Annotated in this window: 17 protein-coding genes; 5 read left to right on the top strand and 12 right to left on the bottom strand. The window is 64.4% G+C overall.

From position 1 onward, the window contains the following. Positions 1–140 precede the first annotated feature (140 nt). On the bottom strand, positions 141–1,802 hold the full coding sequence (locus ACVOLV_RS09595) for a fatty acid--CoA ligase (protein ID WP_481554184.1): 1,662 nt from the start codon (positions 1,800–1,802) through the stop codon (positions 141–143). Between the two features lie 24 nt (positions 1,803–1,826). Beyond that, entirely contained in the window at positions 1,827–3,668 is a 1,842-nt protein-coding gene (locus ACVOLV_RS09590) for a 3-hydroxybutyrate oligomer hydrolase family protein (RefSeq protein ID WP_481554183.1), read from the bottom strand. 89 nt (positions 3,669–3,757) lie between these two features. Here ACVOLV_RS09590 and ACVOLV_RS09585 point away from each other — a divergent pair, with 89 nt between their 5' ends. Further along, positions 3,758–4,432 carry a response regulator transcription factor gene (locus tag ACVOLV_RS09585; RefSeq protein ID WP_481554182.1) on the top strand — a complete coding sequence of 225 codons (675 nt, stop codon included), beginning with the start codon at positions 3,758–3,760 and terminating at the stop codon, positions 4,430–4,432. A 46-nt stretch (positions 4,433–4,478) separates the two neighbouring features. Here the strand turns inward: ACVOLV_RS09585 and ACVOLV_RS09580 are convergent, their stop codons facing one another. The 4 genes from ACVOLV_RS09580 to ACVOLV_RS09565 all read right to left on the bottom strand — a co-directional run bounded on the left by ACVOLV_RS09580 (position 4,479) and on the right by ACVOLV_RS09565 (position 11,463). Continuing rightward, positions 4,479–7,820 (bottom strand): hybrid sensor histidine kinase/response regulator, encoded by a 3,342-nt coding sequence (locus ACVOLV_RS09580; RefSeq protein WP_481554181.1) that lies wholly within the window; start codon positions 7,818–7,820, stop codon positions 4,479–4,481. 69 nt (positions 7,821–7,889) lie between these two features. Next, positions 7,890–8,375 carry a MaoC family dehydratase gene (locus ACVOLV_RS09575; RefSeq protein WP_481554180.1) on the bottom strand — a complete coding sequence of 162 codons (486 nt, stop codon included), beginning with the start codon at positions 8,373–8,375 and terminating at the stop codon, positions 7,890–7,892. After that, a complete protein-coding gene (locus ACVOLV_RS09570; RefSeq protein WP_481554179.1) occupies positions 8,372–9,250 on the bottom strand; it encodes an alpha/beta fold hydrolase in 879 nt (292 codons plus the stop codon). The genes ACVOLV_RS09575 and ACVOLV_RS09570 overlap by 4 nt, the downstream gene beginning before the upstream one ends. 11 nt (positions 9,251–9,261) lie before the next feature. Beyond that, positions 9,262–11,463 carry a TonB-dependent receptor gene (locus ACVOLV_RS09565; protein ID WP_481554178.1) on the bottom strand — a complete coding sequence of 734 codons (2,202 nt, stop codon included), beginning with the start codon at positions 11,461–11,463 and terminating at the stop codon, positions 9,262–9,264. 155 nt (positions 11,464–11,618) lie between these two features. On the opposite strand from ACVOLV_RS09565, the gene ACVOLV_RS09560 reads away from it, so the two are divergent. The 3 genes from ACVOLV_RS09560 (at position 11,619) to ACVOLV_RS09550 (ending at position 16,661) form a co-directional block, all read left to right on the top strand. Next, complete coding sequence (locus ACVOLV_RS09560) at positions 11,619–13,022, top strand: GntP family permease (RefSeq protein WP_481554177.1); 1,404 nt, start codon at positions 11,619–11,621, stop codon at positions 13,020–13,022. Positions 13,023–13,106: 84 nt separating this feature from the next. Next, positions 13,107–14,108, top strand: a complete 1,002-nt coding sequence (locus tag ACVOLV_RS09555) for an extracellular catalytic domain type 1 short-chain-length polyhydroxyalkanoate depolymerase (RefSeq protein WP_481554176.1) — start codon at positions 13,107–13,109, stop codon at positions 14,106–14,108. 207 nt (positions 14,109–14,315) lie between these two features. Next, entirely contained in the window at positions 14,316–16,661 is a 2,346-nt protein-coding gene (locus ACVOLV_RS09550) for a TonB-dependent receptor (RefSeq protein WP_481554175.1), read from the top strand. A gap of 262 nt (positions 16,662–16,923) precedes the next feature. Here ACVOLV_RS09550 and ACVOLV_RS09545 read toward each other — a convergent pair whose 3' ends face one another. Next, positions 16,924–17,286: a GFA family protein gene (locus ACVOLV_RS09545; protein WP_481554174.1), complete on the bottom strand. Its 363-nt coding sequence runs from the start codon at positions 17,284–17,286 to the stop codon at positions 16,924–16,926. 81 nt (positions 17,287–17,367) lie between these two features. Here ACVOLV_RS09545 and ACVOLV_RS09540 point away from each other — a divergent pair, with 81 nt between their 5' ends. Further along, positions 17,368–17,799: a hypothetical protein gene (locus ACVOLV_RS09540; RefSeq protein WP_481554173.1), complete on the top strand. Its 432-nt coding sequence runs from the start codon at positions 17,368–17,370 to the stop codon at positions 17,797–17,799. A gap of 84 nt (positions 17,800–17,883) precedes the next feature. On the opposite strand, the gene ACVOLV_RS09535 is transcribed toward ACVOLV_RS09540, so the two are convergent. The 5 genes from ACVOLV_RS09535 to ACVOLV_RS09515 all read right to left on the bottom strand — a co-directional run bounded on the left by ACVOLV_RS09535 (position 17,884) and on the right by ACVOLV_RS09515 (position 21,012). After that, positions 17,884–18,276, bottom strand: coding sequence for a glyoxalase superfamily protein (locus ACVOLV_RS09535; protein WP_481554172.1), 393 nt, complete (start codon positions 18,274–18,276; stop codon positions 17,884–17,886). Between the two features lie 85 nt (positions 18,277–18,361). Continuing rightward, positions 18,362–18,721 (bottom strand): 5-carboxymethyl-2-hydroxymuconate Delta-isomerase, encoded by a 360-nt coding sequence (locus ACVOLV_RS09530; RefSeq protein ID WP_481554171.1) that lies wholly within the window; start codon positions 18,719–18,721, stop codon positions 18,362–18,364. Positions 18,722–18,734: 13 nt separating this feature from the next. Continuing rightward, positions 18,735–19,526, bottom strand: coding sequence for a hypothetical protein (locus ACVOLV_RS09525; RefSeq protein WP_481554170.1), 792 nt, complete (start codon positions 19,524–19,526; stop codon positions 18,735–18,737). A gap of 119 nt (positions 19,527–19,645) precedes the next feature. After that, positions 19,646–20,116, bottom strand: a complete 471-nt coding sequence (locus ACVOLV_RS09520) for a GFA family protein (protein WP_481554169.1) — start codon at positions 20,114–20,116, stop codon at positions 19,646–19,648. 20 nt (positions 20,117–20,136) lie between these two features. After that, a complete protein-coding gene (locus ACVOLV_RS09515) occupies positions 20,137–21,012 on the bottom strand; it encodes a PhzF family phenazine biosynthesis protein (protein ID WP_481554168.1) in 876 nt (291 codons plus the stop codon). Positions 21,013–21,263 lie beyond the last annotated feature (251 nt).

Raw genomic sequence — 21,263 nt, 5'->3', positions numbered from 1 at the left:
GCGTCAGCCGCGAAGCCACAGCTGGCTCCGGCACCGAAAGCGCTCGGCGGCCATGTAATCGGGTATGCGCTTTGCGCGACGGGCTTGTCAGCTTCGCGGGTGACGCCGCTCCTACAAAATCCCCTGTCGCGAGCTCGATTTCAGCCGCGGGCTGGATCCACCGGCAGGTCATGCAGGCTGCGCAGTTTCTTCTTGTTGATCTTGCCGACGCTGGTGCGCTCTATCGAATCGACGAAGCTGACGCGGTCGGGGATCGCGAAGCGGGAAATGTCGCCGGCGCGGCTGCGTGCGGCGACCAGCTCGATGATCTCCGCTTCGCTGACCTCGCGGCCCACGTGCCTGACCACCAAGGGCAGTGGCCGCTCGCCCCATTTGGCATCGGCGATGCCGATCACCGCAACCTCGTTGACCGCCGGGTGCATGGCGATGATGTCTTCCAGCGCGAGTGAGGATATCCATTCGCCGCCGGTCTTGATCACGTCCTTGATGCGGTCGGTGACGCGCAGGTAGCCGCCGCTGTCGATGTTGCCGATGTCGCCGGTATGCAGGTAGCCGCCGGCCCACAAGGTTTGCGAGGCCTCGGGGTTGTGCAGATAGCCCTGGGTAAGCCACGGCGCGCGCACCACCACTTCGCCGGTGGCAGTGCCGTCGTGGGCGACTTCGTTCATGTCTTCATCGACGATGCGCAGCTCGACCAGCGGTACCGGTATGCCGGCCTTGGTACGCAGCGACAGTTCTTCATCAGTGCCGGCCAGGGCATCCACATCGATCTGGGCGAGGGTGAGCAGCGGGCAGGTTTCGGACATACCGTAGCCGCCGAAGATGTCGATGCCACGCGCCAAGGCCTGCTGCGCCAAGGCACGCGGCAGGGCGGCACCGCCGATGATGACTTTCCAGCCGTGCAGATCGGTATCTGCTGCAGTGGGGTGGCCCAGCAGCATGTGCAGGATGGTCGGCACGCAGTGCGAGAACGTCACCTTCTCGCGTGCGATCAGTTCCAGCAGCTTGCCCGGCAGGTAGCGGCCCGGATACACCTGCTTGATGCCCAGCAGCGTGGCCACGTACGGCATGCCCCAGGCGTGCACATGGAACATCGGCGTGATCGGCATGTAGACATCGTCGCGGTGCAGCCGGCCCTGCTTGGGCGCGCTACCCAGTGCCGCCATCGCCGCCAGTGAGTGCAGGACAAGCTGGCGATGGCTGAAGAACACGCCCTTGGGCAGACCGGTGGTGCCGGTCGTATAGAACATGGTGGCGCGGGTGTTCTCGTCGAAGTCCGGGAACTTGCGGACCGGCTCGGCGCCGCGCAGGCCTGCTTCGTACTCGGTGGCAAAGCCTGCAGGCAGCGGGCCTGCTTCATCGTCCAGCAGCACCCGCGTGCGCAGATCCGGCAGCTGTTCTTCAATGCTCTCCAGCACCGGCAGGAACTCGCGGTTGGCCAGGATCACCCGCGCGCCGCTGTGATTCAGCGTATAGGCGATCTGCTCCGGGGCCAGGCGGATGTTCACCGTCATCAGCACCGCGCCTATCATCGGCACGGCGAAGTAGCTTTCAAGGTAGCGGTTGCTGTCCCAGTCCATCACTGCCACGGTGTCGCCGGGTTTGACCCCAAGCGAGGTCAGCAGCCCGGCCAGTTGACCGATGCGCGCCTGCAGCGTGCGGTAGTTGAAGCGGACCCTGTCGCCGTAGACGATCTCCTGGTCGGGATTCACCGCCAGTGGTGTGTGCAGCAGCTGTTTGATCAGCAGCGGATAGGCGTAGGCGCTGGATTCGGCTTGGTCTGAGCTTGCAGCGAATGACATCTGAATATCCTGATAGGCAGCGCGTCAGCGGCCGGAGACTGCGGGAATGGACAACTGTGAACGCTGCAACGGTGCTTCCGCGCGCGGCGTTGGCTGGATCAGTGCATCCTGTGGCAGGGCGCGCGCTGGATCTTCAAGGTGGTCCCATACCTGGTCCATTGCCGCGAACATGTAGGGCAGCAGCGGCACATAGCGCTTGCGGTAATCCGGGAAGGCCAGCAGCGAGTCGAAGTGCTGGCCGTTGCTCACCCGCCAATAGGCGATCTGCGCGCCAGCCTTGCGTGCGAGCGGCACATAGCGATCGCTGGTCATGCTGATCGGCACCAGCCCATCGTCGGTGCCGTGGATGACCACGATAGGCAGGCCGCGACGCGGCGCCTTGGCGGCAGCGTCGGCGATGCCTGCGCGCACGCGCTTGGCAGCGGCGCTGTCATCCAGTCCGAGTGAACGCAGGCAGTTCAGCCCGGGCAGCGGGTCGTCCGCCGACTGGGTGGCATTGGCGTCCACCAGCATCACGCCACTGCCCGGCGGAATGCCGCTGCCTTCGCTCCACCAGCTTGCGCGCAGCTCGGCGGCCGCAGCAACGGGCTTGCCGTCCGCACCGACAGCAGAGTAGCTGTAAGCGCAAGGATGTTCGCCCGCGCCGTAGCGGCCATAAGCCGATGCATAGGTCACCGCGATTGCGCGCCACAGGTCGAAGCCGGTGGAGAACGCACCGGCACGCAGCGCACCATCGCTGAGCCCCGCGTCGGTGAGTTGCTGGCGTGCCGACTGTGCCTGTGCGGCGGTGTCATCGCCTTGCACCAGCCCGACCGATTTCAGGATGGCGCAACGCTGGGACCATACCGGCGCTGCCTGTGCCTGCATCGGCGGCTGCGGCAGATCATCCAGCGCAAGCAGCGCGCAGGGCATCAGCAGTGCGGATTGGGTGACGAAGTCGTAGAGCGGTGGTGCGCCGCCCACCGAGACATTCGGCTCGCCCGCCACCATCGCATCGAACCAGTCGCCCTCGATCTCCGCCGCGCGCAGCACCGCGCCACCGCCATTGGAAACACCTGCGCCAAGCGTGCGCGTATTGGCCGGGGTAAACGGTGCCGATTGCGGATAGGCGCGGTCCAGCGCCTGCAAGCCGAACTGCAGCGCCTGCAGCAGGTGCCGGCCCCAGTCCGCTTCCGGGTTGTCACCGGAATGGGCGTGCTTGAAAGCAATGCCGTGCGTGGCTTTGGTGTCGGTTGGAACGAAGGCAAGTGCGCCCTGCGTCGCAGGCGTCCCGTCGGCCTGGAAGCCGCTCCTGGCGTCCAGATCGTAATAGTCGCTGCCGCTGCCTTTATCGGTATAGGCGACGGCGCAGCCGCGGGCCAGGCCCCAGCTGCCGGCGACCGAGATCGCGCCGTAGATGCCGCGCGAGCCGGAGGAGGCTGCGGCTACCAGGCAGCGCTTTGCCGGATCGAAATTGTCGGGAACCTGCACCAGCACGCGATGCGGCTGATGTGCGCCGGGGAGGCGCGCATAAGCTGAAAACTCCCGGCCCGGTGCTGCCTGAAGATTGCCGTAGACATCGCCGAAGCCGCCGCCTGGGGTGAGGTCGGCGATGCCGCGCCAACTGCTCCAGATCGCGCGGCGGCGTGCTTCTTCGGCGGTCGGCTGGGCCGGGCTGGCGAATGCCGGGGCGACAGTAGCGCGCAGGGCGTCAAGTCCCAGCCCAGCCGTCAGCAGATCATCGCTGCCGCGGTGCTGGGTCTCGCGCCATTGCTCGAACACGGGTGCAGCGGTGCTCGTGCTGGATTTGGCGGCATTGGCGACGGAAACGCAGCCCAACAGCGGCAGCGCAGCGCAAAGCAGGGTAACGGGGCGGGGGATGTTCATTGCCCCACACTAGCAAGCCAATGTTTACATGCCAGCGTACCTAGGTACCCGTGCCCGGTTGTTGGCTAATTTGCTAACCTCGCCTGGACATGCCGACTCTGCTCATTGCCGATGACCACCCCTTGTTCCGCGCCGCCTTGCATCGCGCGGCCGAAGAGGCGGTTGATGACCTGCAGATCAGCGAGGCCGATTCGCTGGACAGCGTGCTGGAAGCAATCGAGAGCCAGCAGATCGACCTGATGCTGCTGGACCTGCATATGCCCGGCAATCACGGGCTGGCCGGATTGGCAACTATCCGCGCTCTGCAGCCAGGGTTGGCGATCATCATCGTTTCGGCCAATGAAGAGCCGCATGTGATCCGCCGCGCCATCGACCTTGGGGCTGCCGGCTATCTGCCCAAGAGCTCGGGGCTGGTGGACCTGCAGCAGGCCTTGCAGACAGTGCTTGATGGTGAGCGCTGGATACCAGCGCTGCTGCGTGAAACCGTTGCCCGGGTTGCGCCGTTCAGCAAGGACGCCGACCTGGCCGCGCGCCTGGCCAGTCTGTCCGCGCACCAGTACAAGGTGTTGAGCCTGGTCGCCGAAGGTTTGCTCAACAAGCAGATCGCCGATCGCCTTGGGGTGCAGCTGCGCACGGTCAAGGCGCATATGACCCGCATCATGGGCCGGCTGGGCGTGCGCAACCGCGCGCAGGCCATTCGGGTGCTGCACGAAATGGGCTTGAACGATCCGTCGCGGCAGATTGAAGAGGCGCAGGACGCCTGAGCTGCGGCGCGGCCAGCGGCCGGCCAGTTCAACGGCGTCCGCGGTATCAGCCTTCGACCGTGCTGCGCGTTGCCAGCAGGTGGTTGATCGCCCAGCGCAGCGCCAATGGCTTGAATGGTTTGTTCAACAGCGACAGCCCGACCTCGCGTACCGCCTCGCGCGTGTCGGCGCCGGTATCGGCGCTGAGGATCACGGTGGGGCGCTGCCGGCGCGCGCCATCCAGCCGTTTCCACAGTTGGACGCCGGTATCGCCGTCATCGAGGTGGTAGTCGAACAACCAAAGGTCCGCCCCATGTGCGGACACGTCGATGTCCTTGCCGTCGCTATAGGCGATCACCTCGCAGCCCCAGGCCAGCAGCATCTGCCGCATTGCCTGCAGCGCATCGGCATCGTTGTCGACCACCAGCACCCGCGTGCCCTTGATGGTGCTGTTGCCGGCGGCAGGTGCTTCACTGCGTGTAGCCGGCGGCGGTGTTGCCCGCGATACGGTGATGGAGAATGCCGAGCCGTGGTTGACCACGCTGTGCAGGCCTAGCGGCGCATGCAGCAGGTCGGCGATGCGGTGCGCAATCGCCAGGCCAAGGCCGAGGCCTTGGCCGTTGCTGCGGTCGCCGCGATGGAATTCCTCGAACACCACACTCTGTTGCTCCGGAGTGATGCCTGGGCCGCTGTCATGCACGCCGATGGTCAGCGTGTTGCCATTGCGACGCGCGCCGAGCAGCACGCCACCGCTGCGGGTGTAGCGGATGGCATTGGCGAGGAAGTTCTGCAGCACGCGGCGCAGCAGCAATGGATCGCTGTGTACCCAGACGCGGCTGCGCACGTAGCGGAACTGCAGGCCGCGCGCGGCTGCCAGTACCGCGAATTCCTGCGCCAGGGGATCAAGCACGGTCGACAAGGCGAACGGGCGCGGATCGGCGACCAGCCCGCCAGCTTCCAGCCGCGATATGTCCAGCAGGCCAGACAGCAGATCGTCGGTGGAGTCCAATGCACCACGGATCTGGCGCAGGAAGCTGTCGAGGAATTCGGATTCGATGTGCTGCGACATCGCATCGGTGAGCAGCTGCGCGGCGTGCAGCGGCTGGATCAGGTCGTGGCCGACCGCGGTGAGGAAGCGGGTCTTGGCCACATTGGCGCGCTCGGCTTCGTGCACGGCCTGTTCCAAGCGCGCGGTGCGATCCTGCACGCGCAGCTCCAGGGTCTCGTTGCTGCGCTTGAGCGCATCTTCGGCCATGCGGAAGGCGGTGACGTCGGTGAAGGTGGCGACATAGCCGCCGCCAGGCATCGGGTTGCCGCGGATTTCGACGATGGTGTTGTCAGGGAAGATGCGTTCGGACAGATGCGGCGTGCCACGCCGCATATGCGCGATGCGACGGTTTAACGCCTTGCCGACGTTGTCACCGGGGGCCTCGCCGATCTTCAGTTCACCCAGCGCCCATGCGGTGAGATTGGCGACCGGCTGCCCGACCTGCAGCAACTCGGGCGGGAACTTGAACAGCGCAGCGTAACGGCTGTTCCAGGCCACCAGCTGCAGCTGGGCATCGACCACGCTGATGCCCTGGCTCATGTTTTCCAACGCGGCTTCCAGCAGGCGCTGGTTGAAGCGCAGCGCTTGAGTGGCCTCACCAACGGCGCGGGTGACCGCATCCAGCGGTGCAGCGCCGCCGTCACGCGCGGCCTCGACCAGCAGCCGCGCCATGCCGGCGCCGACCACGGCGGTGAGTTCGCGTTCGATGGCGGTGACACGGTCGTCATCCAGCATCTGTCCGGCATGCCCATCCATCAATTGCCGCGCCCGCTCCGGCCCGAGGAAGCGTCCGGCGGTCTTGCGCATGGATGCTGCGGCCACGGCGTCTTTCTGCAGTGGCAGTGATGGGCGGATCGCGCGTGACACCAACGCAACGGTGATCAGGTTGACCGCCAGGCTGGCGCCCATGCTGATGGCGATGTGGCCGGGTTGCATGCGCAGCGAGAACAGCGCCAGCCAGTGCAAACCATTGCTGCCCGCGGCTGGATCCGGTGCGGGTATCACCATCGGCAGCAACACCAGCCACAGCCAGACCAGCGAACCCAGCACGATGCCGGCCATGATCGCGGGCGAGGGTGTGCGCGGCCGATAGACCGCCAGCAGCACCGCCGGTGCCAGCTGCGACAGGGCGGTGAACGACATCAGGCCGAAATCGCTGAGTGCCTCGGTGCCGCTCATCGCGCGGCTGTACAGCCACGACATCAGGAACACGGCAAGGATGCCAGCGCGGCGGAATGCCAGCACACGCGGGCGCAGGTCGGCGCCCGCATCGTTGCTGCCGCTGTTCATGCCACCCAGCAGATGCGAGCCAAAGCCGTGGTTGCCGAGCATGATCGACAGGGTCAGGCCGGACAGGATCATCATGCCGGTGGCCGCGCTCAGACTGCCCAGGTAGGCGAGCAGCGCCAGCAGGTGATGGCCGCGTTCCTGCGGCAAGGCCAGTACGTACAGATCCGGCGATACCGACGCCGGCAGTTGCGCGGCACCGGACAAGGCCATCGGCACCGACGGCAGGCCGATCAGCAGCAGGTAAAGCGGGAACAGCCAGCGCGCGGTCTTCAGATCGGACGATTGGCGCAGCTCGACCACGCCGACATGGAACTGATGGGGCAGGGTGAACGCCGCCATCGCGCCCAGCGCGACCATGGTCAGGAAATCGGGGATCACCGCCGGCGGCGGCAGATGCGCCATCTTCTCCAGCAGGGGCGTGCCGGCGCGCTGCACCGAGATTGCCGCATACAGGCCAATCGCCAGCAGAGCGGCGAGTTTGAGCAGCGACTCCAGGCCCAGCGCTACCACGATGCCGCGGTTGTGCTCGGTAGCCGAGGCCTTGCGTGCGCCGAACAGCATGGTGAACGCGGCCATCGTCAGTGCGAACCAGAACGACATGTCCAGCTGCCAGCCGCTGGCGGCGAACGTGTCGCCGAGCAGCGCGCTGAGCCCCTGGCTCACGGCCTTAAGCTGCAGCGCGATATAGGGAATGATGCCGAACAGCGCGACCAGGGTGATGGTCACGCCCAGCCCCTGATCGGTGCGCAGTCGTGCAACCACCAGGTCGGCGATGGTGGCGCTGTTGTGCTGTTTGGCCAGCCTGCCCAGGCGAGCGAGGAAGGGCAGGCCAAAGGCGAAGATCAGCGCCATGCCGATCAAGGTCGGCGGGATCGGGAAGCCCCATTGCACGCCCTGCGAGGCGGCCCCGTAATACGTCCACGCGGTGCAGTGCACGGCCAGTGACAGCGCATAGATGGCTGGCCAGATCCTGCCGAGGCGGTGACCCTGGCGCTCGCCCCACAGGGCGACGCCGAACAGCAGCACGGTCCACGCGATGCAGGCGAACAGGACGATGGAGGGCGTCAACATCGCTCCAGTGTAGAGAGATCCGTGGCCGGGGTGCTGGATGCCGGCCATTGCTGGCCGGGAGGGTTGGCGTCAGGGTGCGATCACGATGAGTGACAGCTGCTCGGCGGCCAGTGCCACCTCGCCGCCGGGCTGCAGCTCAACGCTCTTGTGCTGGGTCAGCAGCCATTGCCCGGGCTGGCGCGGTTCCAGTGAAACCAAGCGTGAGCGCACGCGAATGTCAGAGCCACTGGGCACCGGTGCGAGAAAGCGGACCTTGTTCAAACCGTAATTCAGCACGTGGGCGATGCCGGGAAAGCCGACCAGGGCGGCCACGTCTTCTTCGACGGTAAGCGAGAGCAGCAGGAAGCCGTGGGCGATGGTCTGCCCGCCCGGCAATCCAGTCTTCGCACGGACCGGATCGACGTGGATCCAGTTGTGGTCACCGGTGGCCTCGGCGAAGGCATCGATGCGTGATTGCGCGATGTGGGTGGACTTGCCAAGGCGCTCGCTTGCGGCCCATTGCTGCATTGCCTGCAGGGCTTCTGGCAATTCCCCGGTCTTGTCACCTGCGCTCATCGCAGCCGTCCAAGCAGGGCCAGGATCGCATCACGCGCCTCGGGCTCGGACAAGGTCGGTGCATGGCCGACATCCGGTACTTCGACCAGGCTTGCGGTGGGCGAGCTTGCGGCCATCTGCCGCGCTACGTCGGCAGGAAGAATGTCCGACAGCGCACCACGCACCACCAGCACCGGCACGCGCGCGGTCAGACCACGCACAGCCCGCCACAGCACCGGCCGCAACAGCCACAGCACCCACGGTCGGGTGGTGCGGATGATGGCCGGGTCATAGTCCAGCTCGAGCAGGCCGTCGTCGCGCTGACGGAAGCTGCGCGAGGCCATCGCCCGCCAGTCCTCGGCGGTGAAGCGTGGGAAGGACGCCTTGCCGATGGATTCGGCGTAGGCCGCTGCCTGCTCCAGATCCATCGGTGGCAGCGGCTTGCCGGCGTACTTGCCGATCCGCGCCAGGGCTTCGCGTGGCACTTTGGGGCCGGCGTCGTTGAGCACCGCTGCGGCGATCAGCTCCGGTGCGCGCGAGGCCAGGGTGATGGTGACCAGCACACCCAGCGAGGTGCCGATGAACACCGCCTTGGCGATGTTCTGCGAACGCAGCAGCGTCACCATGTCGTCGGCGTAGGTGCGCGGGTTGTAGCTGGTCGGGTCGGACGCTCGTGCCGAACCCGCACGGCCACGCAGGTCGACCGCGAGCACACGCCAGCCGACCGCGGTCAGCGTTTGCGCCAGTGCATCGAAGTCAGCGGCATTGCGGGTCAAGCCGGGAATGCAGACCACCGTGCCGCGGGGCGATTGCCTCGCGGCCGGTGCATGGTCGCGCGCGTGCAGGCGCAGGCCATCGTTGCTGTTCCAGTACAGATCATCGTATGACCGGGTCATGCAGGTGTTTCCTAGAAATCGTAGCGGACGCTGAGGCTGTACTGGCGCGGCGGGCCATAGAAGCCGATCAGGGTGCCGACCGCCGGGATGTTGTAGCCGGTGGTGCGGTATTCCTTGTCGGCCAGGTTGGTGCCCTGCAGCGAGAAGGTCCAGGCGTCGTTGAGCTTCCAGATCACGCCGGCATTGACCAGCCCGTAGCCATCCTGGCGGATCACCGGGCTCAGGTCGGTGGTTGGCCACACTTCGCTCTGGTAGCTATAGCCCACGCGTGCGGACAGGTTGCTGCCATTGGCCAGCTCGGTGCGGTACTCCACGTTCAGCGCACCCGAGAAGTCCGGTGCATTGGTGAACTTCATCTTGTCGGCGACGTTGACGCCACGGTCCATGTACTCGTCGTACTTGGTGTCCAGCCAGGCCAGGTTGCCGGAGATCAGCCAGTGCGCGGTGGGCAGGTACTGGTATTCGATCTCCAGACCGTTGACGGTGCCCTTGCCGGCATTGGTGAAGTCGCCGAAGAAGGCATCGTTGACGCCGTCGCCATTGGTGTCGATGCCGGTGAACACCGACAGCTGGATGTCCTTGTACTTGTTGTGGAAGGCCGACAGGTTCAGGAACAGGCGCGAATCGAGGAAGCCCATCTTGCTGCCGATCTCGAAGCTGTCGACGGTCTCGTCATCGAACGGCTCGGCCGAGCGTGGCACGGCCACGGCATTGGCGCGGATGTTGTAGCCGCCGGACTTGAAGCCACGGGTTGCCAGGCCATAGACCATGATGTCCGGGGTGATCTGGTAATCCAGCGATACCTTCGGCGAGACGTTCTTGAAGTTGGTGGTCTTGTCGAAGTCGGCAGCGACTGCGATCGGGCGGCTGAAGGTCGCGTCGGAGTAGAAGCGGTTCAACACGATCGCGCGCTTGTCCTCGTCGGTGTAGCGGGCACCGACATCGAGCTTGAGCTTGTTGGTCAGGTCGAAGGTCCAATCCGCGTACAGCGCGATGCTGTCGGTCAGCACCTTGCCGCGGGTATCGCCGAACTGCAGGTTGAAGAAGTTGTTGCGGATCTGGCCGCCGGCTTCGCCGCTGAACTGGTACAGGCCAACCACGCCGCGCACGCGTCCACCGGCGTCGTAGTTGAACTGCACCTCGTTGCTGACCTGGCTGTCCTCGTAGAAGCCGCCGACGTCGGCCAGCTTGACCGGCGTGGTGTCGAAGTCGATGTTGGAGTGGCTGTCCGACTCGCGCTTGGCGACCACATACTTCAGTGCAATGTCGTCGTTCGGACGCCAGTTCACCGTAGCCGAGGCGCCCTTGGTTTCGACGCTGTTGAGGTTCTGCATGCCCGAGCGGATGTCGTAGCGGTCATCCATCGGCGGGTAAGCCGGGGTGAACGGGTTGCGCGCCAGCATCTTCGAGCCACGCATGCCGGACTGATCGTCAATCCAGTCCAGTGCGAACTGCACATCGAAGTCATCACCTGCATAGGCACCCAGGTTCAAGCGCGCGGCATTGATCTGCTTGTCGCTGATCGGCTGGCCGTTGTAGGTGTTCTCGCCGAAGCCATCGCGGTTCATGCTGGCCACCGCGATGCGCCCGCGCAGGCCACTGTCGGCGCCGCCGAGCGGGCCGCCGATCGCCGCCTTGGCATCCAGTTGGTTGTAATTGCCGGCGGTGATCTGGGCATAGCCCTCGACCTGCGTGGGCAGGCCGCGCGAGATGTACTTGATCGCGCCGCCAATGGTGTTCTTGCCGTACAGCGTGCCCTGCGGGCCGCGCAGTACTTCGATGCGCGAGACGTCGAATACGTCCAGCAGTGCACCCTGCGGGCGCGCGATGTAGACGTCATCCAGGTAGATGCCAACGCCCGGGTCCGCACCCCAGGTGGGATCGGACTGGCCGACGCCGCGGATATAAGCGGTGACCGTGCTGCTGGCGCCGCGCGCCGCATAGATGGTCAGGTTCGGCACCTGCGCGTCGAGGTCGGCGATGTCCTGCACGTTCAACTTGTCCAGCGCCTCGGAGGTGAAGGCGGTGACCGCGACCGGCACTTCCTGCAGGGTTTCCTCGCGCTTGCGCGCGGTGACGGTGATGCTGTCCAGGTTGGTGGCCGAAGCGGCCTTGTTGCCCGCTGCCGGTGCTGCTGGTTGTGCTTCCTGTGCCAATACCGGCCCGGAGGCCAACAGTGCGCCGATCATCAGGCTCAAACAATTCCGCTTCATTCGGTCCTCCCCAGGCAAGTACGTTGTAGATGGCCGTATGCCACCCTCGGAGCCAAGGCTAGCGGGGTGGCTGTGTACCAGCGAGTGGACCTAGGTCCAGTCGGCAGCGGCGATCAGATCAGGATACTGAGCGCCTCATCATTCGGAAGCGCCGTATGTCGTTACTGATCGTACTTGCAGCGCTGGGCTTCCTCATGCTGGTGGCCTACCGCGGTTACAGCGTGATCCTGTTCGCGCCGATTGCCGCACTCGGGGCGGTGCTGCTGACCGACCCGTCACTGGTGGCGCCGATGTTCACCGGCTTGTTCATGGACAAGATGGTCGGCTTCCTGAAGCTGTACTTCCCGGTGTTCCTGCTGGGTGCGGTGTTCGGCAAGCTGATCGAGTTGTCGGGCTTTTCCAAGTCGATTGTCGGTGCGGCAATCCGCTTGTTCGGCCCGCAGCGGGCAATGCTGTCGATCGTACTGGTGTCGGGCCTGCTCACTTACGGCGGGGTGTCGTTGTTCGTGGTGGTGTTCGCGGTCTATCCGTTTGCCGCCGAGATGTTCCGCCAGAGCAATATTCCCAAGCGGCTGATTCCGGCGACGCTGGCGGTGGGCGGTTTCAGCTTCACCATGGATGCGTTGCCGGGCACGCCGCAGATCCAGAACATCATCCCGACCACGTTCTTCGGCACCGACACCTGGGCCGCGCCGGTGCTCGGCGTGCTTGGCAGCATCTTCGTGCTTGCGGTGGGCATGGCCTACCTGGAATGGCGCCGTCGCGTTGCCGTGCGCAATGGCGAGGGCTATGGCGACCCGGCAACCCTGGTCAACGAGCCGGTGCCGTTCACCGGCACCAATCTCGCGCATGCCGGCATCGCGGTATTGCCGCTGCTGCTGGTGTTCGTCTCGAACAAGCTGTTCACCCTGGGCATCCCGCACTGGTATGGCGCCGAGCACAGCTTCGTGCCGTCCATCCTCGGCAAGTCCGCGCCGGTGGTGCAGGAAGTGCCGAAGATCGCTGCGATCTGGGCAGTGGAGGGCGCGCTGCTGGTTGGCATCCTGTCGGTGATGGTATTGGCCTGGCGCCCGGTTGTGACCCAGTTTGCCGATGGCACCAAGACCGCGATCAGCGGCGCCTTGCTGGCGGCCATGAACACCGCTTCCGAATACGGGTTTGGCGCAGTCATTGCCGCATTGCCGGGCTTCATGGTGGTGGCCAATGCGCTGGGCTCGATCAAGGACCCGCTGCTGCACGAAGCCGTGACGGTTACCGGTCTGGCCGGCGTCACCGGCTCGGCCTCCGGCGGCATGAGCATCGCGCTGGCGGCAATGTCGGAGACCTTCATCGAAAACGCGCAGGCGGCCGGTATCCCGATGGAAGTGCTGCACCGGGTTGCGTCGATGGCCTCAGGCGGCATGGACAGCCTGCCGCACAACGGCGCCGTCATCACCTTGCTGATGGTGACCGGGCTGACCCATCGCCAGGCCTACAAGGACATTTTCGCCGTGACCATCATCAAGACCCTGGCGGTGTTCGTGGTGATCGGCATCTATTACGCCACTGGTTGGGTTTGACGGCGGCGTCGCAACACCCTGGCGGCTGGCCCGCGAGGATTTCCGGTACGACTTCATCCACGACTCACGCATGAGGATCTGGCTATGAAATCTGGAATCGTTTCAATCAAGGCAGTTCTACTGCTGCTGTGCAGCTGGCTGGCGGCGGGCAGCGCGTTTGCGCAAAGCGCTGCAGGCCATTGGGATTTCGGTGTGTACGGCAACCTTTTCGGCGCCCGCGAGTACCAGGTATGGGTGCCGGCAGGCTATGAAGCGAGCAAGCCGTTGCCGGTGCTGCTGGTACTGCATGGCTGCGTCAACGGGCCCAACCTGATGGGCGAAGCCTCGGGCTTCAATGATGTTGCCGACGTCGAAGGTTTCATCGTGGTCTATCCGCGGCAGAACGTTACCTCCAACCCGACGCGCTGCTGGAACTGGCAGCTGCCGATCAACCAGGCGCGTGGCAGTGGTGAGGCTTCGATCCTGGCCGGCATCGTCGATGCGGTGAAGGCCGGCTACGCCGTTGATCCGCGCCGGGTCTATGTCACCGGCATTTCCGCGGGCGGTGCGATGACCTCGATCATGCTGGCCTGCTACTCGGATGTGTTCGCAGCAGGCGCCATTCACTCGGGTGGCATGTACAAGGGCGCGACCACCGTATCCGGCAGCGCCTACGCGCTACTGGCGGGCAGCATCTATTCGCCGGAAAGCAATGGCAAGCTGGCCTGGCAGTGCTCGGGCTCGCCGTCGCCGCGGCCGTTGCCGGTGCTGGTGTTCCATGGCAGCGCCGATGTCACGGTCAACCCGGTGAACGGCCAGCAGGCGGTGCGTCAGTTCCTGCAGACCAACGACCTGGCCGATGACGGGCTGGACAATGACTCGGTCAAGTACGTGCCGACCAGCACGGTTGCCGGGCAGGTGCCCGGTGGGCGCGCGTATACGGTCAAGAACTACACCTATGGTGGCAAGACCCTGGTCCAGGACTATCTGGTGCATGGCATGGGCCATGCGTGGAGCGGCAGCACCTCCGGCTTGCCGTTCACCGATCCGCAGGGGCCGGATGCAACCCTGATCACCTGGTTGTTCCTGAAGGATCAACTGCGCTGAGCGCTTGCAGCGCAGGAATTGATTGAAGTGTGTCGTCGCCAGCGTGGGGGCCGATTGCTCCCGCGCTGGCGTTCTGCTTCATGGACTTCCAAATCGCCAATGCCATCGAATTGCAACCTTGTGCGGTGATGATCTGCGCGCCTCATGCCGCGCAGTCGGCCCGGTCCGGGCCGAGCGCAATCATCAACAGCCAACCAAGGCCATTCCATGCAGCGTCACCGCACCACTTCTGCAGTTACCCGCGTTACCCATGACTTTCCGCGTCGCTCGCTGCTGGCCCAGGCCTGCGCATTGCTGATCCTGCCGCTGGCCGCGCAGACCGCGCTGGCCCAGGATGCCGCGCCGGCCGAGGCGCGCAGCGCTGCCACGGCGCTGGACACCATCACCGTCACCGCCGAGCGCCGCGAGCAGAACCTGCAGGACGTGCCGGTGTCGGTGGGCGTGGTGCAGGGCGAAGCCCTGCGCAGCTATACCGAAGGTGCCGACGATACGCTGCTGGCGCTGTCCGGCCGCGTGCCCAGCTTCTATGCCGAAACCACCACCGGGCGCATCTTCCCGCGCTTCTACATCCGTGGACTGGGCAATATCGATTTCTACCTCGGTGCCTCGCAGCCGGTCTCCATCATCCAGGACGACGTGGTGCTGGAGCATGTGGTGCTCAAGTCCAACCCGGTCTATGACGTGGACCAGGTGGAAGTGCTGCGCGGCCCGCAGGGCTCGCTGTTCGGCCGCAATACCACCGCCGGCATCGTCAAGTTCGATACCGCCAAGCCGAGCCAGGACCCGAGCGGTCGAGTCAACGTAAGCTACGGCAGCTACAACACCGTCGCCATCGACGGCGGCATGGGCGGCGCGATCAACGACGTGCTGTCCTATCGCATATCGACCCTGTACCAGCACCGTGACGATTGGGTGGACAACACCTATCGCGGCCCCAGCGCCGATGGCACGGTGACGCCGAAGAACGACACGATGGGCGGCTACGACGACCGCAACCTGCGCCTGCAGCTGCTGTACAAGCCGAACGAGCAGTTCTCCTTGCTCGGCTCCGTGCATACCCGCGACTATGAAGGCACCTCCACCTTGTTCCTGCGCAATGCGCTGGTGAAGGGCAGCAATCGCACCGACGCGCCGCGCGACAAGGTCGCCTTCGACGAGGCCGACAACAACCCGCAGGCCTACAAGACCCATGGCGGCTCGCTGAAGGCGACCTATGACTTCGGCAACACCACGCTGACCTCGATCAGCGCCTACGAAACCACCTCCGGTTACAGCCGTGGTGATACCGACGGCGGTGCCGCGGCGAACTATCCGGTCAATGGCCTGCCCAATGGTTATGGCCAGTCGATGGGCCAGGTGCAGGACCTGGACCAGTTCACCCAGGAGCTGCGTCTGGCCTCCAATGCCACCGATCCGCTGTCGTGGCAGGTTGGCGCCTTCTACTTCGATGGCCGTGATACCACCGATTTCTACCAGCGCGCCTGGTTCCTCAACACGCCGGCCCGCAACCCGAACAACTGGGTGCGCCTGCGCAACATCAATACCTCGTGGGCAGGCTTTGGCCAGGTGAGCTGGAAGGCCACCGATGCGCTGACCTTGACCGCGGGTGTCCGCGCGACCAAGGACGAGAAGAGCACGCGTCTGCTCAAGACTGCCGATACCGCCGCTGGTCTGGTGACCTACAAGGGCCGCCACAACGTCGAGATGTCGGACACCCAGCCGAGCTGGGACCTGAGCGCCATGTATGAAGTCAGCCCCGAACTGAGTCTGTACGCACGCGTGGCACGCGGCTTCCGTGGCCCGACCATCCAGGGCCGCTCGGCGGTATTCAATGCCGACTTCACCACTGCCGATTCGGAAACCATCCTGTCCTGGGAAGCCGGCATCAAGAGCAGCCTGTTCGACAACCGCCTGCGCCTGAACGTCAGTGGCTTTACCTATACGGTCAACGACATCCAGCTCAACGGTAATGACTCCAACGGCAACGGCGTACTGTTCAATGCCGACAAGGCGCGCGCCTACGGTCTGGAAGCCGACATGGATTGGCGCCCGATCCCGAACCTGTCGCTGACCGCCGGCCTGAGCCTGCTGCACAGCGAGATCCAGGACAAGCGCGTCTATGCACAGGTCTGTGCGTTGAATGGTGTGGTGGTGTGTACGGTCAACGACCCGACCATCAAGATCGGCAGCAATGTCTACGCCCAGATCGACGGCAACCCGCTGCCGAATGCACCCAAGTACAACCTGAACCTGGCCGCGCGTTACGACATTCCGGTGGGTGATGATGGCGCAGTGTTCTTCGCCACCGATTGGAACAAGCAGGGCGAGACCCAGTTCGTGCTGTACGACAGCAAGGAGTTCTACTCCAAGGGTAATTTCGAAGGTGGCCTGCGCGTTGGCTATACCGGCGGCTACGGCGCCTGGGAAGTGGCGGCGTTCGCCCGCAACATCACCAACGAGAAGAACCTCAAGGGTGTGATCGAGAACTACATGGCGGCCGTTTACAACGACCCGCGCATCATTGGTGTTTCGTTCAACTACAACTGGCGCTGAGCCGCTTTAGCTTTGCTTGGAGCCCCTCTCCCGCGAGCGGGAGAGGGGTTGGGGTGAGGGGGCGGCGCGTAGTGCCGTGTCTTTTCGTTTCGCGTTGCTTCGGTACGTAGCAGGCAAAGCAGAAGCTACAAGCCAAGAACTGCCCTCATCCGCTCCTGCGGCGCACCTTCTCCCGCATGCGGGAGAAGGGAAAAGGCCAGGGCCAAAGCCAAAGCCAAAGCCAAAGCCAAAGCCGAAGCCGAAGCCGGCTCCGGATGCCTGATCAGGCCATCCCCGCACCCACCGTCGCCCGGACCGGAATCCCCGCCGGATCAAACTCCTCCAGGCAGAACACGTTCACCCCAAAGTAGTCCGGGGTGACCCGCTTGCGGTGGAATGGATAGTTGCCACAGGTGCCGCAGAAGTAGTGATGCGCGGTCAGGGTGTGAAATTGATACTCGACCAAAGCCTCCTGTCCGGACAGCAGCTCGAACGCGGACTCATGCACCTTCACCATCAACGCGTTCTTGCGCCTGCAGATCGAGCAGTCGCAGGTGGTCAGCTCCGGGAAGTCGGTTTCAATACGGAAGCTGACAGCGCCGCAATGGCAGCTGCCCTGGTAAGTCTGCAGGGGGCGGTGGGACACACGGATCTCCAAAAGGAAGGCGAGCGACAAGGCAAGGCTTGGATCATACTCAGCCCATCATCAGACGGGTGGGAGAGGGTGATGCGCGCATTCCTGAGAGGCTTGCTGGCGGTGGTGCTGGGCTTGATAGCCGGCAGCGCGGTCAACATGGGGCTGATCGTGCTTGGCGGGCAACTGGTGCCGCCACCAGCTGGCATGGATCTCACCACCACTGAAGGCTTGCAGGCAGCGATGCCCTTGCTGGAGCCGCGACACTTCCTGTTTCCATTCCTGGCCCACGCGCTGGGCACATTGGCAGGTGCGCTGCTGGCAACCTGGATTGTCGGACGGGTCAGCAAGATCCCGGCTTTGCTGATCGGCCTGCTGTTCCTGGCGGGCGGCATCGCCAGCTGCTTCATGCTGCCCGCGCCACGCTGGTTCGAAGTGCTGGACGTGCTGCTGGCCTACATCCCATTCGCCTGGTTTGGATACGCAGTAGCGAGGAAGCCGGCTGTGGTTGTGGGAGCTGCGTAAGCCGCGAAGCTGAAGCGCCATCCGCAGCCGCTTTGTGTGCAATCGCAGGCGATGGTCTGGCGGGCCCGGTACGAGCTTCACGGCTTACGCCGTTCCCACAGGCCCCTCGGTTTGCGGCAGCGCCTGCCCGAAACACAGCACGTTCCCGGCCGGATCAACAACGCTGAAATCGCGCATGCCATACGGCCGGTCAGCAATGGCAACGGTGATGATCACGCCTGCGGCTTGCAACTGCGCGTGATAGCTGTCGATTCCATCGATATGCAGGTACAACCGGCTGATACCACCGGGCTTGGCATCGGCGCGGCTGGCGATCGTCAGCTCAACCTCATCGCGACACACAGCCGCCAATTCGGCAGGTTCGCCCCATTCCCATGCCTGTGCGAAGCCAAGCTTCCCGATGTAGAAAGCCAGAGTCCCAGGCAGATCGTTGGTGCCCAGAAAGGGTGATACAGCGTGGAAACGGGTTGCGTTCATGATGGTGATCCAGTTGATGGAACGGTGGCCGCGACCTCAGGCGTAGACGGCTGACAAAATCGGATCGACAGGACGTGCAAGGGCTTCAACCGCCGCGTATCGTCTTTGCGTAGCTGTCACGGTCAATGTCGACAATCTCAACGCTGATCTGCGTTGTCGGTTGTGAGGCGTCGATTGCCGTTTCCAACGACGCCAGCAGAGTGGTGGCGATATCGCGTTTGACTTCGGCACTGCGACCACTGAGTACTGCCAGCCGCGCAGCCACAAAGCCGCGGGGGCTGTCTTTGGTGCCAACGGCAAAGCAATCAAATGGCAGGGCGCGGGACTTGATGTCCGCTTCCTCGAATTGGCCAGTGCCGAGCAGCGCGTGATTGACGGCACGCAGCAGCGCCGGGGTGATGGCGGCGCTGAGATTGCTGCTGAATTCGATGGTCAGGTGAGGCATGGCGAGCTCGTTGTCAGGGATGCGTGGATGGCAGCAGCGCATTGATGCGCTGGATCATCGCATCAGGGTAGTCGATATGGGTTGGTGTATCGGCGAGCGGCGCACCGGCGTCGGCATTGCGCAGGCCTGCATCAAGCCCGCTCTTGGGCAGATAGATCGGCGCTTCCACCGAGAAGCCGTGCTCAGGCAGCCGGTCGTGGATTGCACGATAGATATGGATCGCATCAAGCAGGGTCAGCGCCGGGCCAGGATGCATGCCGTCAGCATCATACCACTGCAGGTCGGGTGCAGCGGCCGAGGCAGTGCGCAGCGCTTCGGAGATCGCTACGTAAGGAATGCCGGCCTGCTGCGCAGCCGCCGCCTCCTTGGCAATCAGACGGGCGGAAGCCGCCGGCTGCGATTGGTAGCTGCCAAGCAGTAGTACGCGCGCCCCGGCGTCGCTACCGGCTTTTGCGAGCGCCTTGATTGCCGCCTGCGACTTTGCGCACGCCGATTGGTCCGGCCAGCACAGCAGGGCGCCGCCTTGTTCCTGCAGGATCAGAAGCTGCGGTTGATGTTCGCTCAGTGCGCGTTGTACTGAGCCATCGGTAACCCGCTGGTCGAGGACGGCGCCGCCTTTGACGATCATCTGGCTGTGTACTGGATGACCATTGGCGGTGCTCAGTGCCGCGTACGTGGCGGGCAGGTTGCCCACGTAGATCAGGCTGTTGCCGACGAACAGCGCCTTTGTCGACTGCGGAGCGGGTTCAGCGGTGCAGCCGGTGGACGCAAACAACAGCATCAGCAGCAAGATCCATCTGCGCATCTCTGGGCCTTTTGTTATTGGCTGGCAATTGAAGGCGGTGTGACCCCGGTTGCCCGCGAATGGTTCCCTTTCCGAGCTGCTGTGCGATGTTGCGGGTATTCGTGCCGCATCGCAGGCAATCAAACAGCCGCAGTTGGGATGGGGCAGCTCGCTGCCTGGTGAAGCGGACCGTCCCAACCCTCGCTGTACTTCGGCAGCGCATCGGCAATATCGAGCACACGGTGCGCATAGAAAATATGCAATGTAGGTGCGTGCTCTTCGGGGAGATGGCCGCCATGCGCCTGAGCGATCAGGTTGGTGCGGATCACCGCCATATCCAGCCGGTTGCTGCCGTACAACGTTTGCCCGCAGCTGTTGCAGTAGTGCCGTCGCATCTGCAGGTGCGGATGCTGGTGGGTACAGAGCAGAGCGTGACCTTTGACGATGCTCAAGGCTTCGCTGGGCCAGGCATTGGCAGACAGTACGGGCAGTCCGTAGAACTGCTGGCACGCGCGGCAATGGCAGTACGCGCGCGCTGCGGGTGCACCCTCCACGCGTACGCTGACCTGGCCACAATCACATTCAATATCGAACGGCTGCTTGTGCTGCACGGGCGTTTCCTCTCGATGGTTTACCAATCAATGCTGCCGCGGATCACCGTTTGCACCTGGCCGCCGGACCAGACATCACCGTGCTCGTCGATGTGCAGTTCCAGCAGCGCATCGTGGCCGACTTCGCGGCCCTGACTGGCGGTGTAGCGCTTGTTGCTGCCTGGCAGGGCATTGCGTTCGTCCAGCCAGGCGGCCAGCACCGCATTGGCGGCACCGGAGGCCGCATCTTCGAATCGGCGGCCATTGCCGACGAAGGCGCGGACTACCAGCTGGTAGCCGTCGCCAGCGGCGCGTGCATAGGCGAATACGCCCATCGCACCGGTGGCTTCCGCGAGCGTGGCGATTGCATCCCAGTCAGGGCTGAGCGCACGAAGTGTTGATTCATCGGCGACCTCAACTACCCACCAACGGCGGCCGCCGTCCATCAATGCCGGTGGCAGTTTGCCCAACGGCCAGCCGGCGATGGCTGGTTGCAGGCGCGGATCGTCTGCGGTGACGACTTCGGCCACCGAAGCGCGCGGGGTGCGAATGGCGATGGTGCGGATGCCGTTGTGCTCGCTTATCTGCAGTGGCAGCTGGCCGGCGATGCCGTCCTGCACCAACTGCCCGTCAATCGCCGCCGCCACGCCGCTTTCAAGCACGGCATGCGCGCTGCCGACGCTGGGGTGGCCGGCGAACGGCACTTCCTTCTGCGGCGCGAACATGCGGATGCCGTAGCTGCTGCCGGGTTTGGTCGGGGCGAAGATGAAAGTGGTTTCTGGCAGGCGGGTCCAGCGGGCGATGGCCTGCATGGCGGCATCGTCCAGACCATCGGCATCGAGTACCACGGCCAGTGGATTGCCGGTGCCGGGGCGCGGGGCGAAGACGTCGAGTTGCAGGAAGCGGCGGGTGGTCATGGGAGAGTCCGAGTGCTGTGAGGCTGTTGCTGCAGCTGCAGCTGCAGCCGTGGCTGTGGCTGTTGCTGTTGCTTTGGCTTTGGCTGTGGCTTTGGCAGTTGCAGTTGGCTTTTGCTTCAGCCCCTCTCCCGCTTGCGGGAGAGGGGTTGGGGTGAGGGGAGGCGGACGAAGTCCGCTTGCTTGGTGTTTTTGGGTGGTTGCTGTCGGCAAAGGCAACGACAAAGGCGTGCGTGCTTCGCACGCTTCCCCTC

This window comes from Stenotrophomonas sp. STEN023 (assembly GCF_056760135.1).
Note: the sequence above shows the minus strand (reverse complement) of the source record. Positions and strands in the feature narration are given on the sequence as shown.

Coding starts and splice junctions, on each gene's coding strand:
- ACVOLV_RS09595 (WP_481554184.1), bottom strand. CDS start 1,802: ATGTCATTCGCTGCAAGCTCAGACCAAGCCGAATCCAGCGCCTACGCC.
- ACVOLV_RS09540 (WP_481554173.1), top strand. CDS start 17,368: ATGCGCGCATTCCTGAGAGGCTTGCTGGCGGTGGTGCTGGGCTTGATA.
- ACVOLV_RS09555 (WP_481554176.1), top strand. CDS start 13,107: ATGAAATCTGGAATCGTTTCAATCAAGGCAGTTCTACTGCTGCTGTGC.
- ACVOLV_RS09535 (WP_481554172.1), bottom strand. CDS start 18,276: ATGAACGCAACCCGTTTCCACGCTGTATCACCCTTTCTGGGCACCAAC.
- ACVOLV_RS09550 (WP_481554175.1), top strand. CDS start 14,316: ATGCAGCGTCACCGCACCACTTCTGCAGTTACCCGCGTTACCCATGAC.
- ACVOLV_RS09585 (WP_481554182.1), top strand. CDS start 3,758: ATGCCGACTCTGCTCATTGCCGATGACCACCCCTTGTTCCGCGCCGCC.
- ACVOLV_RS09565 (WP_481554178.1), bottom strand. CDS start 11,463: ATGAAGCGGAATTGTTTGAGCCTGATGATCGGCGCACTGTTGGCCTCC.
- ACVOLV_RS09570 (WP_481554179.1), bottom strand. CDS start 9,250: ATGACCCGGTCATACGATGATCTGTACTGGAACAGCAACGATGGCCTG.
- ACVOLV_RS09575 (WP_481554180.1), bottom strand. CDS start 8,375: ATGAGCGCAGGTGACAAGACCGGGGAATTGCCAGAAGCCCTGCAGGCA.
- ACVOLV_RS09580 (WP_481554181.1), bottom strand. CDS start 7,820: ATGTTGACGCCCTCCATCGTCCTGTTCGCCTGCATCGCGTGGACCGTG.
- ACVOLV_RS09530 (WP_481554171.1), bottom strand. CDS start 18,721: ATGCCTCACCTGACCATCGAATTCAGCAGCAATCTCAGCGCCGCCATC.
- ACVOLV_RS09590 (WP_481554183.1), bottom strand. CDS start 3,668: ATGAACATCCCCCGCCCCGTTACCCTGCTTTGCGCTGCGCTGCCGCTG.
- ACVOLV_RS09560 (WP_481554177.1), top strand. CDS start 11,619: ATGTCGTTACTGATCGTACTTGCAGCGCTGGGCTTCCTCATGCTGGTG.
- ACVOLV_RS09515 (WP_481554168.1), bottom strand. CDS start 21,012: ATGACCACCCGCCGCTTCCTGCAACTCGACGTCTTCGCCCCGCGCCCC.
- ACVOLV_RS09525 (WP_481554170.1), bottom strand. CDS start 19,526: ATGCGCAGATGGATCTTGCTGCTGATGCTGTTGTTTGCGTCCACCGGC.